The sequence below is a fragment of the Streptomyces sp. NBC_00344 genome, assembly GCF_036088315.1.
Taxonomy (GTDB): Bacteria; Actinomycetota; Actinomycetes; order Streptomycetales; family Streptomycetaceae; genus Streptomyces.
The window spans coordinates 4,712,514-4,726,056 of record NZ_CP107996.1; the positions used below are offsets into that span (position 1 = coordinate 4,712,514).

General features: G+C 69.8%; 12 protein-coding genes. 3 read left to right on the forward strand and 9 right to left on the reverse strand.

What is annotated here, in order from left to right:
- Positions 1-2 precede the first annotated feature (2 nt).
- From OHS16_RS21210 to OHS16_RS21225, 4 genes are read right to left on the reverse strand one after another with little or no spacing between them, the layout of a single operon-like run.
- Positions 3-992, reverse strand: a complete 990-nt coding sequence (locus OHS16_RS21210) for a Gfo/Idh/MocA family protein (RefSeq protein WP_328538800.1) — start codon at positions 990-992, stop codon at positions 3-5.
- Positions 985-2,442 carry an NDP-hexose 2,3-dehydratase family protein gene (locus OHS16_RS21215; RefSeq protein ID WP_328538801.1) on the reverse strand — a complete coding sequence of 486 codons (1,458 nt, stop codon included), beginning with the start codon at positions 2,440-2,442 and terminating at the stop codon, positions 985-987. Before OHS16_RS21215 ends, OHS16_RS21210 begins: the two co-directional genes overlap by 8 nt.
- A gap of 52 nt (positions 2,443-2,494) precedes the next feature.
- Positions 2,495-3,796 carry a lipopolysaccharide biosynthesis protein RfbH gene (gene rfbH / locus OHS16_RS21220; protein ID WP_328538802.1) on the reverse strand — a complete coding sequence of 434 codons (1,302 nt, stop codon included), beginning with the start codon at positions 3,794-3,796 and terminating at the stop codon, positions 2,495-2,497.
- Positions 3,797-3,835: 39 nt separating this feature from the next.
- Positions 3,836-4,855: an NAD-dependent epimerase/dehydratase family protein gene (locus OHS16_RS21225; protein ID WP_328538803.1), complete on the reverse strand. Its 1,020-nt coding sequence runs from the start codon at positions 4,853-4,855 to the stop codon at positions 3,836-3,838.
- Positions 4,856-4,983: 128 nt separating this feature from the next.
- Between OHS16_RS21225 and OHS16_RS21230 the strand changes: the two genes are divergently transcribed.
- Entirely contained in the window at positions 4,984-5,598 is a 615-nt protein-coding gene (locus OHS16_RS21230) for a dTDP-4-dehydrorhamnose 3,5-epimerase family protein (RefSeq protein WP_328538804.1), read from the forward strand.
- A 137-nt stretch (positions 5,599-5,735) separates the two neighbouring features.
- Here OHS16_RS21230 and OHS16_RS21235 read toward each other — a convergent pair whose 3' ends face one another.
- The 5 genes from OHS16_RS21235 to OHS16_RS21255 form a co-directional block, all read right to left on the reverse strand.
- Complete coding sequence (locus tag OHS16_RS21235; RefSeq protein WP_328540930.1) at positions 5,736-7,346, reverse strand: FAD-dependent oxidoreductase; 1,611 nt, start codon at positions 7,344-7,346, stop codon at positions 5,736-5,738.
- Positions 7,347-7,348: 2 nt separating this feature from the next.
- Positions 7,349-8,338 carry a dTDP-glucose 4,6-dehydratase gene (rfbB, locus tag OHS16_RS21240; RefSeq protein ID WP_328538805.1) on the reverse strand — a complete coding sequence of 330 codons (990 nt, stop codon included), beginning with the start codon at positions 8,336-8,338 and terminating at the stop codon, positions 7,349-7,351.
- On the reverse strand, positions 8,335-9,402 hold the full coding sequence (locus tag OHS16_RS21245) for a glucose-1-phosphate thymidylyltransferase (RefSeq protein ID WP_328538806.1): 1,068 nt from the start codon (positions 9,400-9,402) through the stop codon (positions 8,335-8,337). The genes rfbB and OHS16_RS21245 overlap by 4 nt, the downstream gene beginning before the upstream one ends.
- A gap of 66 nt (positions 9,403-9,468) precedes the next feature.
- Positions 9,469-10,053 (reverse strand): NADPH-dependent FMN reductase, encoded by a 585-nt coding sequence (gene ssuE / locus OHS16_RS21250; protein WP_328538807.1) that lies wholly within the window; start codon positions 10,051-10,053, stop codon positions 9,469-9,471.
- A gap of 96 nt (positions 10,054-10,149) precedes the next feature.
- Entirely contained in the window at positions 10,150-11,292 is a 1,143-nt protein-coding gene (locus OHS16_RS21255; protein WP_328538808.1) for a MupA/Atu3671 family FMN-dependent luciferase-like monooxygenase, read from the reverse strand.
- Between the two features lie 269 nt (positions 11,293-11,561).
- On the opposite strand from OHS16_RS21255, the gene OHS16_RS21260 reads away from it, so the two are divergent.
- Positions 11,562-13,088: a class I adenylate-forming enzyme family protein gene (locus OHS16_RS21260; RefSeq protein WP_328538809.1), complete on the forward strand. Its 1,527-nt coding sequence runs from the start codon at positions 11,562-11,564 to the stop codon at positions 13,086-13,088.
- A 53-nt stretch (positions 13,089-13,141) separates the two neighbouring features.
- Positions 13,142-13,411: a phosphopantetheine-binding protein gene (locus OHS16_RS21265; RefSeq protein WP_328538810.1), complete on the forward strand. Its 270-nt coding sequence runs from the start codon at positions 13,142-13,144 to the stop codon at positions 13,409-13,411.
- Positions 13,412-13,543 lie beyond the last annotated feature (132 nt).

A 13,543-nucleotide genomic window follows, 5' to 3' on the forward strand; every position in this document is an offset into this window, starting at 1 on the left:
CGTCATGGTTGATACGGAGCTGTTGTGGCCCGCGCCCGGACCGCGTCGAGCAGGGTGGCCTGCTCCAGGCACTCCCCGGCGTCCGGCGACTCCACCGCCCCGGAGCGGACCGCCTGCGCGAACGCCCCTACGGTGGCGGCCACTTGGTCGTGCGGGGCCAGGGTCAGTTCCCGGGGCCCGTGCGCGTCGGTGATCCACACCGCCGGTTTGTGGTCGGCGGCCGGAGTGAACGCGGGTTCGACGCGGATGCGTCCCTCGCTGCCCCAGAGTTCGTACGCGGAGCGGTAGGCGTGCTCCATGCCGAAGGCCAGCTGCCCGAGTACGCCGTCCGGCGACCGGACGAGTACCGCGCCCGCGGTCTCCACCGCGGAGCCGGAGGTCTTCTCCAGCGCCGCGCCGACGATCTCCAGTCCCGCGCCGAGGAAGTACAGCGCGGCACGCACCGGGTAGTAGCCCACGTCCAGCAGGGCGCCACCGCCCAGTTCGGGGCGGTGCCTGATGTTGCCGGCCGGCAGCGAGGGGATGGCGAAAGCGGCGCTGAACGCCCGCAGTTGACCGATGGCGCCGCTCGTCACGAGTTCCCGTACGACCGAATGCTGCGGATGGTGGACGAACATCACGTTCTCCATCAGCACCAGGCCGGACGCGCGGGCGAGGCCGAGGAGCGCCTCGGTGGTGGCACGGTCGGCGGTGAGCGGCTTCTCCGCGAGTACGTGCTTGCCCGCGCGCAGGGCCCGGCCGGCCCATTCCGCATGCAGGGAGATGGGCAGCGGGACATAGACGGCGTCCACGTCGTCCCGCTCCAGGACCGCGTCGTAGGACCCGACGGCCGCGCAGCCGAACTGGTCCGCCACCTCCCGCGCACGGCCGCCGTCCCGGCTCGCCACTGCGGCCAGTTCGATGTCCGGGTCGGCCGCCATGGCGGGCAGCACCCGCCGGCGGGCGATGTCGGCGGTGCCCAGGACAGCGATCCGCAGGGGTCTTTCAGTCATCCGTCAGGTGTCCCATGGCGTTGAGGCAGGCCAGGAGGGTTCTCGCCTGCACATTGACGTAGTGTCCATGCTTGATCAGCGCCGTGAGCTGGCTGATCGTTACCCACTGATACCCGGCCGGCGGCTCGACCGGCGCCTCGTTCTCGTCCGCCTCGACGACCAGATAGCGGTTTTCGGCGTACAGGAAGCGTCCGCCCTCCTCCGAGTGGATGGTGTCGTACCGGATGCGCTCGGCGGGCGCGGACAGCACCAGGTCGAGGAACGGCGGGCGGAAGTCCAGGCCGTCGAAGTTGTCCGGGGAGCACTGCACGGTGGGGGCGAGTTCCACCGTGTCGAGGAAGCCGCCCTCGATCTTGGCATTGGCGAGGACGTGCAGGACCCCGTCGAAGGAGCGGGTGACGAAGGCCGCGACACCCCGGCTGCTCGGCTCGATCAACGGCTGTGTCCAGCTGGTCACCTCACGGTTGCCGGCCTGCACCTCGACAGCCACCACGTTGAACCAGCGGCCGTCGTCCTTGCCGATGCGGAACTCGTCGCGGGTCCAGTCCGGGACGTCGTCGAGCGGTATCCGCTCGGCCCGTACGTCGTAGCGCGAACGTTCCGCGGTGAACCAGGAGAGCAGGTCGACATCGCTGAGCAGCGCGCCGGCCCGCGGGCTGCGGGAGCGGGCAAGCGACCGGCTGAAGCCGTCCCCGCCGACGTCGTCCGCACCGTAGGCGGGCAGGCAGCCGAGGACCGTACGGGAGTCCATGTTGACCAGGTTGTCCAGGTGCAGCAGTTCGGATATCTGCCCCAGTGTCAGCCAGCAGAAGTCCTCGTCGAGCGGGACGTCGCCGTCCACTTCGACGATCATGTTGCGGTTGCTCTTGTGGTAGAACCACGAGCCGTGCTCGGACTGCAGCACATCGGCGAGGATCCGGCCGCGCTCGGCGCCGGTGAAGTACTGGATGTACTTGACGTCCGTGCCCTTGTGGACCTTCGTGTAGTTGCTGCGGGTCGCCTGCACGGTGGGGGAGAGCTGGAGCAGGTTACGGTTGCCCGGCTCCATCTTGGCCTGCATCAGGAAGTGGAGTACGCCGTCGAACTCCTTCACCAGGATGCCCAGGATGCCGACCTCGGGCTGCTTGATGATGGGCTGGTACCACTCTTTGTGCGGGCCGTCGTCGGTGGTGACGTGCAAGCCCTCCACACTGAAGAATCGTCCGCTGGAATGCACCAGGTTCCCGGTGTCCGGTTCGAAGGACCAGCCGCGCAGCTCGGAGAACGGGACACGTTCGACGCTGAAGCGGCCCGCCTTCCTTCGCCCGGTGAACCAGTTGTGGAACTCCCAGGTGCTCAGGAGCCCTTCGGTGACGGAAGCGGAGGCGGCTATCCGCTCGCCGACCGACACCGGCTCGCGGGGCTGGACCACCGCCTGAAAACCGGTCAGCTCCGCAAATGTGGACGACATGGACGCTCACTCCTCTTCGGGAAATCTGTGCTGGAGGGTTGCTGGGGGTGACTCACCAGCGGGAGACGAATTCCCGGATCGAGGCCGTCATGTAGTCGGTGTGCTCATCGGTGAGCCCCGGGTAGACGCCGATCCAGAAGGTCTGCTCGGTGATGATGTCGGAGTTGGTGAGGTCGCCGACTATCCGGTGCGGGGCATCCACGTACGCGGGCTGGCGGGTGAGGTTGCCCGCGAACAGGTTGCGGGTGCCGATCTTCCGCTCCTCCAGGAAATTCACCAAGGCTTTGCGCTGGAACGGCGCGTCCGGGTCGACGGTGATCACGAAGCCGAACCAGCTGGGCTCGCTGCCGAGCGTGGCCTCCGGCAGGATCAGGTGCGGCACGCCCTCCAGCCCCTCCCGCAGGCGCTTCCAGTTGTGACGGCGGGCCGTGGTGAAGTCGTCGACCTTGTCGAGCTGGGTCAGGCCGAGAGCTGCCTGCAGGTCGGTGGCCTTGAGGTTGTAGCCGATGTGCGAGTAGATGTACTTGTGGTCGTAACCGGCCGGCAGCGTGCCCAGCTGGTACTGGAAGCGCTTGAAGCAGCGGTCGCTCTCTCCCGGCTCGCACCAGCAGTCCCGGCCCCAGTCGCGCAGCGACTCGACGATCCGGGCCAGCGCCAGGTTCGACGTGAGGACACAGCCGCCCTCGCCCATCGTCAGGTGGTGCGCGGGGTAGAAGCTGACCGTGGTCAGGTCGCCGAAGGTGCCGGTCAGCTGTCCGTTGTAGAGCGAGCCGACCGCGTCGCAGTTGTCCTCGATGAGGAAGAGGTCGTTCTCCTCGGCGATCTGGGCGACCTCTGCGACCTGGAACGGGTTGCCGAGTGCGTGAGCGACCATGATGGCCCGGGTCTTGGGGCCGACGGCTGCCTTGATGCGCTCGGCGGTGGTGTTGTAGGTCTTCAGCTCGACATCGACGAAGACGGGTATCAGCCCGTTCTGCAGGATCGGGTTGACGGTGGTGGGGAAGCCCGCGGCGACGGTGATGACCTCGTCCCCTGGCTTGAGGCGGCGGTCCTCCAGATGCGGTGACATGAGCGCCGACATGGCGAGCAGGTTCGCCGACGAGCCCGAGTTCACCAGGTGGGCCTTGCGCCGCTTCATGTAACGGGCGAATCTGGACTCGAACTTGCGGGAGCTGGTGCCGGCGGCGATCCGCATGTCCAGCGCCGCCTCGACCAGCGCCATCCGGTCCTCCGGCTCGAGTACCGCGCCGGACGGCCAGATCTCACTGGTCCCCGGCTCGAACTCGCGGGACGGCTCCTTCTCCAGGTGGTATTCGCGCACCTGCTCCAGAATTCGTGCCTTGGTCTCATTCATTCCGGCTGCCTCCATGATCGTCAGTGCGGCACGAAGCCCTCAGCGGTGACCCGATACGGCCATCGTTGACGGGGGGACTTGAAGAGCGCTGGACAACGGCTCGCGGTCGGCGCAGGCACGGGCCTGCGCGAGCAGGTCGCGCAGCGAGTCGTCCAGGCTGCGCCGTGGGCGCCAGCCGAGCAGGGTGTCCGCGAGCCCGATGTCCATGCGCTGCCACTCCGCCTCCGGAGGGCGGCCGCCCGCGCTCGGCGCCTCCACGATCTCGGCTGCCGCCTCGGCGAGTTCGGTCAGCCTGACCACCAGGCTGCTCACCGAGACAGCCTGGCCGCCACCGATGTTGACGACCCGGCCCGAGGCATCGGAGCAGGCCGCGGCGAGCGCCGCGTCGGCGACGTCCCGTACGTCGACGAAGTCGCGGTGAGCGAGCAGCGGCGCGAGCCGCAGCGGCTCGGGGGCGGACGTGGCGAGATGCCGCGCGACCATGCCGAGCAGACTCGCCGGGTGGGTGCCGGGGCCCGACACGTTCGACACGCGCAGCACCAGGCCCTCCACGGAGCCCGCCGCCGCGGCGTTCAGCAGGGCACGGGCGCCCGCCAGTTTGGAACGTCCGTACGGGGTCACCGGCGCCGTCGGGATGTCCTCGGTGATCCCGGTGCGGGGGACCGGGCCGTACTCGTGCACCGAGCCGAGCTGGATCAGCCGCGGCCGCCCGGCGGCCGACCCCGCCGCGGTGACCAGCCGGCGTACCAGGTCGGCGTTGGCGCGCATCATCTCGGCCTCGGTGACATTCCAGACCGCACCCGCCGCGTTCACCACCACCGCGGCGCCGCGCTCGTCGAGCAGCTCCGTGAGCCGGCCGGGCCCGGCGTCCACCGCGTCCAGCGGGACGACGTCGTACGGCGTCGCCGTCACCGGGGCGGAGCGGGCGACGCCGGTCACCGTCCAGCCCGCGGCGGCGAAGACCTCGCAGGTGTGCCGTCCCACGAACCCCGTGGCACCGAGCACCACCACCGATCCAGCCGCGCCCCCACCCCTGCCGCCTGTCCTTCGGTTGGTCACCGGCACCGTCCCTACCTCCTGTTTCCGCGGTTTGAGCGGAACTGTGAGGTGTCCCGCTCGTGGACCGCTGGACAGGTGGTCATGCGGGCGCTACCGGAACTTGAGTAGGGGCGCCTACCGTCCGGCGCATGAGGATCGAAGAGACCGCCGTACCGGACGCGTACCGGATCATGCCGCAGCTGCTGACGGACCCCCGCGGCAGTTTCCACGAGTCGTACAGATACGACCAGCTCGCCGCCGAGACCGGGCACCATTTCGTGCCGCGTCAGGTCAACTACTCCTCCTCGGCGCGCAACACGGTGCGGGGGCTGCACGGCGTGTCCATCCCGCCGGGGCAGGCCAAGCTCGTCAGCTGTGTGCGGGGCGTGCTGCTCGACGTGGTGGTGGACGTGCGGGTCGGTTCTCCCACCTTCGGCAGGCACGAGACCACGATCCTCGACGCGCGCAACGGGCTGGCGGTGTATGTGGCCGAGGGACTCGCGCACGGGTTCGTGGCGCTGACCGACGACACCTGCATCAGCTATCTCTGCTCGACCGAGTACCAGCCGGGCACCCAGCTCGACCTGCGGGCGTTCGACCCGGAGCTGGCGCTGCCGTGGGCCCACTGGCTCACCGGGGAACCCCTGCTCTCCGAGAAGGACGCGGCGGCGCCCACGGTGGCCGAGGCCGCCGAGAGCGGACTGCTGCCGTCCTACGAGATGTGCCTCGAGCTGTACGGGCGCGTCCGGGAGAGCATCGCCTGAGGTGGGCGGGGGCGCGCCGCCCCCTCTCCGCACTGCCCCCTTCCCGGCCCCTGGCGGCCTCCCCCCGCTCCTCAGACGGTTCGCCACACAGCAGCAGACCCGCCCCGGTACCTCCCGGGGCGGGTCTGCTGCTGTGGTCAGTGGGCGGGCTGGACGGACCTGGAAGGATGTATTCCCAGTGCTCTCAGTGCGTGCGACGGTGCCTCCGTATGCGTGCCCCTGGCGGCCAGATAGCCGTCGGGGCGGATCAGCAGCCAGCTGCCGGCCGGGACACCCAGTCCGGCGGACAGATGCCCGCCGGGGTCGGACAGCGCGTCGGGCCCAGGGGTGTTCACCGTACGGATACGGACCGACGGCCCGTATGTCTCCTCCGGAGGCTCCCCGGGGGCCTCGCCGAAGGTGAGCAACAGCCATTCGGGGCGCTGGAGTTCGGAGATCAGCGCCTGCCAGCCGGGGCTGCCTGCCAGGGTCCCGGCGGTGACCCGGGCCACCCGTTCGCCGGGTCGTACACCGCCGGACTGCGTACTCGGGTGGGCGAGCGGGCCCGCCGCGTAGCCCAGCCCGAGCGCTGACATGCCACCCATGATCTTGCGCTGGATCCGGCCCTTCAGCGGCGGCAGCGAGCGCAGCACGGTGAAGGCCGCCCGCAGGCCCGCTGCCGCCTTACGGCTGCGCAGCTGGACCAGCATCGTGGCCATCCGGGTGGTACGCAGCAACTCCGCACCGACCGGGACGCGTTCATCGCTGTAGGAGTCGAGGAGGGAGTCGGGAGCCTCGCCGCGCAGCACCGCCGCGAGCTTCCAGGAGAGGTTGACCGCGTCCTGGACACCGGTGTTCATGCCCTGTCCGGAGGCGGGGCTGTGGACATGGGCGGCGTCCCCTGCCAGCAGCACCCGGCCCGAGCGCATCGAGCCGATCATGCGCTGCTGAATCGTGAACACCGAGACCCAGGAGGGTGTACGGACCACGGCCGGCTTGCCGGTACCGGTGGTGATCTTCGCCGAGAAGCGCCGGGCCACCATGGTGTCGTCGCCGCCGTAGGACGTCTCGGCGGTGTCCAGCAGCCGCCACTTGCCGGGCTCGGGGAACGGCACCATCATCACCGTGCCGGTGGGTGTGCGCATCCAGTGGATGCTGTCCTTGGGCAGGTCGCATTCGACGGTCGCGTCGGCGATCAGCCAGGTCTCGCTGGATTCGCCCTCCAGCTTCAGCCCGAGCTGCTTGCGGATGGTGCTGTGGCCGCCGTCGGTGCCGACCAGCCAGTCGGCCTCGACGGTTTCGGCGCGGCCGTCCGAGTGCGCGAGCCGGGCCCGGATGCCCGCGCTGCCGAGGTTTTCGAACTCCTCGAGACGTACGCCCCACTCGACCTCCACGCCGCGGCGGGCGGTCGCGGTGCGCAGCACCTCCTCGGTGATGACCTGGTCGACCATGAGCGTGAAGGGGAACCGGGTGGGCAGCCGGCTGTAGTCCGTGTCGAAGCGGATCAGCCTGCGCCCGTTCTGGTGGAGGGTGAAGTGCTCCACCCGCTGCCCGCGGGGCAGGAGTTCGTCGAGGATGCCCATCTGGTCGTACGTCTCCAGCGTGCGGGCGTGGGTGGCCAGCGCCCTGCTGGTGGTGGCCGGCCCGGCGGCCGCGTCCACGAGCCGCACCCGGACACCGTGCCGGGCCAGCTCATGGGCGGTGCTGAGGCCGACCGGTCCGGCGCCCACGACGAGGACCTGCGCCGTGCGGGCCGATGCGTCGGGCATGGTCACTTCTCGTTCTCCTTCGGCGCGTGTTTGACCGCTTTCCACCAGCCCGGATTGTCGCGGTACCAGGCGGCGGTCTCGGCCAGGCCGTCCTCGAAGGAGATACGCGGTGCGTAACCCAGTTCCTCCGCTATCTTCGCCTCGCTCAGCGAGTAGCGCAGGTCGTGGCCCTTGCGGTCGGCGACCCGGACCACCTTGGACCAGTCGTTGCCGGTCAGGTCGAGAAGGCGCTCGGTGATCTGGCGGTTGGTCTGCTCGTTGCCGCCGCCCACGTTGTAGACCTCACCGGCCCGGCCCCTGGTGAGGACCAGCTGGATGGCGCGGCAGTGGTCGTCGACGTGCAGCCACTCGCGGATGTTCGCGCCCTCGCCGTAGAGCGGGACCGTCTCGCCCTCCAGCAGGTTGGTGACGAAGCGGGGGATCAGCTTCTCCGGGTGCTGGTACGGCCCGTAGTTGTTGGAGCAGCGGGTGGTGGAGACGTTCAGGCCGTGGGTGCGCCAGTAGGCGCGGGTGATCAGGTCCGAGCCCGCCTTGGACGCCGCATAGGGTGAGTTGGGAAGCAGCGGCCATTCCTCGGTCCACGAGCCCTCGTCGATCGAGCCGTACACCTCGTCGGTGGAGACGTGCACCACCCGCTGGACACCCGCCCGCAGCGCGGCCTCCATGACGTTCTGGGTGCCGCCGACATTCGTGCTGATGAACTCGGCCGCCGACTCGAGGGAGCGGTCCACGTGGGACTCGGCCGCGAAGTGCACCACCGCGTCATGACCGGGGAACAGCTCGAGGAGCAGCGGCAGGTCGCAGATGTCTCCCTGGACGAAGGCCAGACGGGGGTGGGACGCGGGCAGGTTCTCGCGGTTGCCCGCGTAGGTCAGCTTGTCGAGGACGGTGACCTCCGCGTCCTCGTAGCCCTCGTAGCCGCCCTCCAGGAGAGTGCGTACGTAGTGCGAGCCGATGAAGCCGGCGCCGCCGGTAACAAGGATCTTGCTCATGCCGCGACCTCCACGCGGGTGTGGTCGCCGACCACCAGGCGGTGGTGGCGGTTGCCCAGTTCGATGCCGGTGACGGCCGCGGACCGGCCGAGCAGGGAGCCGTGCAGGCCCCGCACCGCGGAGACGGTCGCACCGTCGAGGGCGATCGAGTAGTCGAGATGGGTGCCGGACAGGACACAGTCCCGGCCGATGGATGTGTGCGGACCGACGTGGCTGTCCTCGAGGACCGTGCCCGCGCCGATCACGACGGGGCCCTCCACGAACGAACGGGTGATCTTCGCGCCCGCTTCGACGACGACGGCGCCGATGAGCACGCTCTGGTCGTCGACCTCGCCTTCGACGCGGCGCTCGATTCCGTCGAGGAGCATCTGGTTGCACTCCAGCACGTCCTCGACCCGGCCGGTGTCCTTCCAGTACCCGGAGTACTCCTGGGCCCGGACGGTGGCGCCGCTGGTCACCAGCCACTGGATGGCGTCGGTGATCTCCAGCTCGCCGCGGGCGCTCGGCACGATCGAGTCGACGGCCAGGTGGATGGCCGGGGTGAAGAAGTAGACGCCGATCAGTGCCAGGTTGGAGCGCGGCACCGGCGGCTTCTCGACGAGACGTTCCACCACACCCCGCGCGTCGACCTCGGCGACGCCGAAGGCGCGCGGGTCCTCGACCTGGGCGACCAAGACCTGGGCCGCGGGACGCAGCGCGTGGAACTCGGCAGCGGCCTCGGCGATGCCTTCGGGAAGCATGTTGTCGCCGAGGTACATCACGAAGTCGTCGTCGCCGAGGAAGTCCCTGGCGAGCGAGACGCACTGCGCGAGACCCTGCGGGCTCTCCTGCGGGATATAGGTGATCTCGACGCCGAGCCGTGAGCCGTCGCCGATGACCTCGGCTATCTCCTGCACGTGGTTTCCGACGATGATGCCGATCTCGGTGACACCGAGAGCGCGGATGTTGTCCAGCACCCGTTCCAGGACGGGCTTGTTGGCGATCGGGATGAGCTGCTTGGGCATGGAGTAGCTGAACGGGCGCAGACGGCTGCCCGTACCGCCGCTCAGAACCAGAGCCTTCATGGGGTCCTCTTCTGTGGTGGTCGGCACATCAACAGGCGGATGAATGGGTGGTCGTACGGAACGGCTTCAGGCGGCGGACACCAGCACCCGGGGTGCGGCGGTGTGCGCGGTACGGTCCGAGAGGCTCTCCACCAGTTCGGCGAACCGGTCCGTCGCCTCGTCGAGCAGGGCCCCCACGGCGGGTTCCAGGCCGGCGAAGCCACCCGGGCCCTGCCGGATTCCGCCGGCGTGCACGAAGAAGCTCTCCGCCACGGCGCGTGGCTTCATCGACATGAGGACGGGGCGCAGTCCGTAGTCGAGGGCGAGCACATGGGCGAGCGAGCCACCGGTGGCCAGTGGCAGCACGACCTTGCCCTCAAGGGCGAACTGCGGGAGGAGATCGAGGAATGACTTCAGCAGTCCCGAACAGCCCGCCTTGTAGACCGGCGTTGCCAGAACGATGGCGTCGGCCTCGGCGAACCGGGCTGCTGCGGAAGCGAGTTGAGGGTGCTGCAGGTCGGCCTTGAGGAGCTCGGCCGGGGGCAGGGTGCGTACGGCGAGGGTCTCCACCCGGTGCCCGCGCCCGGCGAGCCGGTCCGCCGCGAGGGTGAGTACCTGATGGGTGCTGGAGACCGGCGACGGACTGCCGGACACGGCGAGGATCGTCGGCATGAGGCAACCTCCTGAGAGCGGAAGGGAAAGGCGTTCGTGGGGTCCGGCGGCGAGGCGCCGGCCGGAGACGGGCGGCGGTCCGGGACGGCGGATGGCTCAGCCGGCGAGGGCGGGCTCGGCGGCGGACGAGGCGTTGACGCGTACCGCGTCGAGCCGTTCGAGCGAGCCGAGCACCAGCTCCGGGTCGGCGACGAAGTCGACCAGGCAGGCGATCTCGTCGACCCCGGCGGCGCGGACCCGGCGGGCTGTCTCGCTGCACTCCTCGACCGAGCCGATCAGCGAGTTCCCCGAGAGGTACCGGTTGACGCCCAGTTCGGCGAGCTTGCGCTGGGCGCGCACCGCGGAGAGCACGTCACGGCCCTCCTTGTTCCCGCTCATCCGTCCGCCGGCCTCGACCGCGAGGGCCTCCAGATCGATTGCCGAGAGCAGATAGTCCCGGAGGCTGCTGCCGCCCACTTCGCGGGCCTCGTTGGCATCGTCGCCGACGTAGGTGTGCATCATCACGGTGATCTTGCCGGGGCCGTCCCAGCCCGCTTCGGCGCGCGCCTCGCGGTAGAGGGCGATCTTGCCGGAGAGGGATTCGACGTCCTGGTTCTCCAGGTGCGTCAGGATGTTGCAGCCGAGCCGGCCCGCCTCGCGGAACGTGCCCTCGCTGCGTGAGGCGGTCACCCAGACGGACAGCTCGTCCTGCACCGGGCGCGGGTAGACGGGCAGGGTGACCTCGGCGCCCAGCGGGTTGGGCCCGGTCCAGCGGCCCGTACGCCAGGCGGCCCTGATGTCGGTCACGTCCCGGATCATCTGCTCGCGCCGGATCTCGTACTTCTCGGGCGCGATCAGGAAGTCGTTGACGTTCCACCCGGAGCCGACCGAGATCGCCACCCGGCCTCCGGAGATGCCGTCCACCATCGCGAAGTCCTCGACGATGCGGGCGGCCGGGTGCAGCGGCGTGACGACGCTGCCGGCCCGTATCTGAATGCGGCTGGTCACCGAGGCGATGGCCGCCGATGTGACCGCCGGGTTGGGGAAGGCACCCCCGAACCGGTGGAAGTGCCGCTCGGGTGTCGACACGAAGGCGAAGCCCAGCTCGTCGGCGCGGCGGGCCGCGTCCAGCATCAGCCGGTAGGTCTCCTGTGCCCGGTCGCCGACCGCGGCGAAGAAGAAGACACCGAAGTCCAGCGGCCGCTCACCTGCCCGGTCGTCCGTACTCCGGCCGCCGGTCTGCCGTGAATCCGCGTTCATTTAGCGCTGCCTCCTTCCCCGTCGGACGTCGTCGCGGCGGGGTCGTCACCATGGGGGCTTGCTGCCCGGCGTCACCATGGGGCGGTCTCCTCGCAGCGGACTTGAGTCCCGGGCAGGCCGCGCGGGACCGAGCGGGGCTCCAGTGCGGCTCGAGCACGATTCGAGTCCGGGGGTGTGTCATCGGTCCACCGGTACTCCAGGACGCTTCGAGCAGCTCACCGGACGCTCGTACGGACCGAATTCCGTTCCGATGACCACGAGGTTGCTGGATGACGACTCAGACGCTGGTTGCCGCGGACACCGGCACCGACACCGTCCACGGACTGCTCGCAGCGGCCGTGGCCGCCCGGCCCGGCGCACCCGCGGTGCGCGACGCATCGGGCATGTGGACCTATGCGGAACTGGATGCCTGGTCACGTGCGTACGCCGACTGGCTCACCGCACAGGGGGTGGGGCACGGTGACCGGATCCTGGTCCGTACCGGCAACACCCGTGAATTCGCTGCCCTGATGTTCGGCGCACTGCGCCGCGGCATCGTCTTCGTGCCGGTCAATCCGGCGATGAAGCGCTTTCATCTGAACACCGTGGTGCCGGACTGCGGGCCGGCCCTGGTGATCGGCCAGGACGCGCAGGACACCGCGGTGCTCCGCGAACTGACCGACTGCCCCGTCCACGAGCTGGACGAGGTGCGGCGGGGCGCCGGCGCGTTGTACACCGCGTCCCCCGACGCGTCCGGTGAGGAGCGCGCCGTCGCCCCTGACGACCTGGGGCTGCTCATCTACACCTCGGGCTCCACATCGGCGCCCAAGGCCGTGATGAGCACCCACGCCCCCATCGTCTTCGCGGCGCGGGCGATCCAGGCCCGGCTGCGGTACCGCGAGGACGATGTGGTCCTCGTCGCTGTGCCGGTCTCCTTCGACTACGGGCTCTACCAGATCCTGCTGTCCGTGATCGCGGGCGCGCAGACCGTGCTGACCTCGCCCGACCGCCATGTGCGGCTGCTCGGCACCCTGCACGAGCACGGCGTCACCGTGGTCCCGCTGGTGCCCTCGCTGGCCGAGATGCTGCTCACGCTCTCCAGGCGCGACAAGCGCGAGGCCCCCGCGGTCCGGCTGTTCACCAACACCGGCGCGGCACTCACCGGACCGGTCATCGCCCAGTTGCGCAGCGCGTTTCCGAAGGCCCAGGTGTCGCCGATGTTCGGCACCACCGAGTGCAAGCGGATCACGGTCCTCGAACCGGACGGCGATCTCGCACGGCCGGGCTCGGTGGGCCGGGCGCTCGACGGGACCGAGGTGCTGATCCTCGACGACGACGGCCGGCTCCTGCCGCCCGGAACGGTCGGCGAGATCGCCGTCCGCGGACCACACATCATGACCGGCTACTGGCGGGCCCCCGAGCAGACCGCGCTGCGGTTCCGCCCGGACCCGGTGACCGGCGAAGTGACCCTGCACACCGGCGACTACGGACACCTCGACGGTGACGGACACCTGTACTTCGAGGGCCGCAGGGACGACCTGTTCAAGCGCAAGGGTGTCCGCATGGGGACCCTGGAGATCGAGACGGCGGCCCTGGACATCCCCGGTGTCACGGCGGCCGCAGCCCTCGCTCCCGCGGACGGCCACGACCTCACGCTGTACGCCGTCACGGAGCTGACAGCCGAAGAGGTGCTCACCCAGCTCGGCGAGCGCCTGGAGGCCGCCAAGATCCCGGCAGGCTGCCGGCTGCTGGCCGAACTCCCGCTCACCCCCAACGGCAAGACCGACAAGCAGCGGCTGCGCCGCGAGCAGGCCTGACACCTGCCAGCCCGTATCCCACCGACCACCACCCCTTCGTAAGGAGACCCGCCATGACCACCGCTGACGTTCAGTGGGACGCCGGCTTCGAGGAGCTGCTGACCTCGGTACTGCCGCGCAGCAAGGGCTCCGGCCCGCTCGATCCGGCGCTCGACCTCAAGAAGGCGGGCCTCGACTCGATGGCCACCATCGAGCTGCTGGTCCGCCTGGAGGACACCTACGAGGTGGAGTTCCCCGAGAACACCCTCACAGGCGCCACCTTCGCCACCCCGGCGGCGCTGTGGACAGTGCTGCACGCGCAGCGCACCGCGGCCAACGCCTGACCCGCCGCACCACGAGTTTCAACCTGTCCGAACATCGACCCCCCACCCGCACAGCAACAGTCCTCAGGAGGACATCATGAGCCACCTCATCATCGGTCTCGCCGTCACCGTCGTCGTCTGCCTCATCGTCAA

Excerpts from the sequence above, each read along its gene's own strand:
- OHS16_RS21210 (WP_328538800.1), bottom strand. The coding sequence starts at position 992 with ATGACTGAAAGACCCCTGCGGATCGCTGTCCTGGGCACCGCCGACATC.
- OHS16_RS21215 (WP_328538801.1), bottom strand. The coding sequence starts at position 2,442 with ATGTCGTCCACATTTGCGGAGCTGACCGGTTTTCAGGCGGTGGTCCAG.
- rfbH (WP_328538802.1), bottom strand. The coding sequence starts at position 3,796 with ATGAATGAGACCAAGGCACGAATTCTGGAGCAGGTGCGCGAATACCAC.
- OHS16_RS21230 (WP_328538804.1), top strand. The coding sequence starts at position 4,984 with ATGAGGATCGAAGAGACCGCCGTACCGGACGCGTACCGGATCATGCCG.
- OHS16_RS21235 (WP_328540930.1), bottom strand. The coding sequence starts at position 7,346 with ATGCCCGACGCATCGGCCCGCACGGCGCAGGTCCTCGTCGTGGGCGCC.
- rfbB (WP_328538805.1), bottom strand. The coding sequence starts at position 8,338 with ATGAGCAAGATCCTTGTTACCGGCGGCGCCGGCTTCATCGGCTCGCAC.
- OHS16_RS21245 (WP_328538806.1), bottom strand. The coding sequence starts at position 9,402 with ATGAAGGCTCTGGTTCTGAGCGGCGGTACGGGCAGCCGTCTGCGCCCG.
- ssuE (WP_328538807.1), bottom strand. The coding sequence starts at position 10,053 with ATGCCGACGATCCTCGCCGTGTCCGGCAGTCCGTCGCCGGTCTCCAGC.
- OHS16_RS21255 (WP_328538808.1), bottom strand. The coding sequence starts at position 11,292 with ATGAACGCGGATTCACGGCAGACCGGCGGCCGGAGTACGGACGACCGG.
- OHS16_RS21260 (WP_328538809.1), top strand. The coding sequence starts at position 11,562 with ATGACGACTCAGACGCTGGTTGCCGCGGACACCGGCACCGACACCGTC.
- OHS16_RS21265 (WP_328538810.1), top strand. The coding sequence starts at position 13,142 with ATGACCACCGCTGACGTTCAGTGGGACGCCGGCTTCGAGGAGCTGCTG.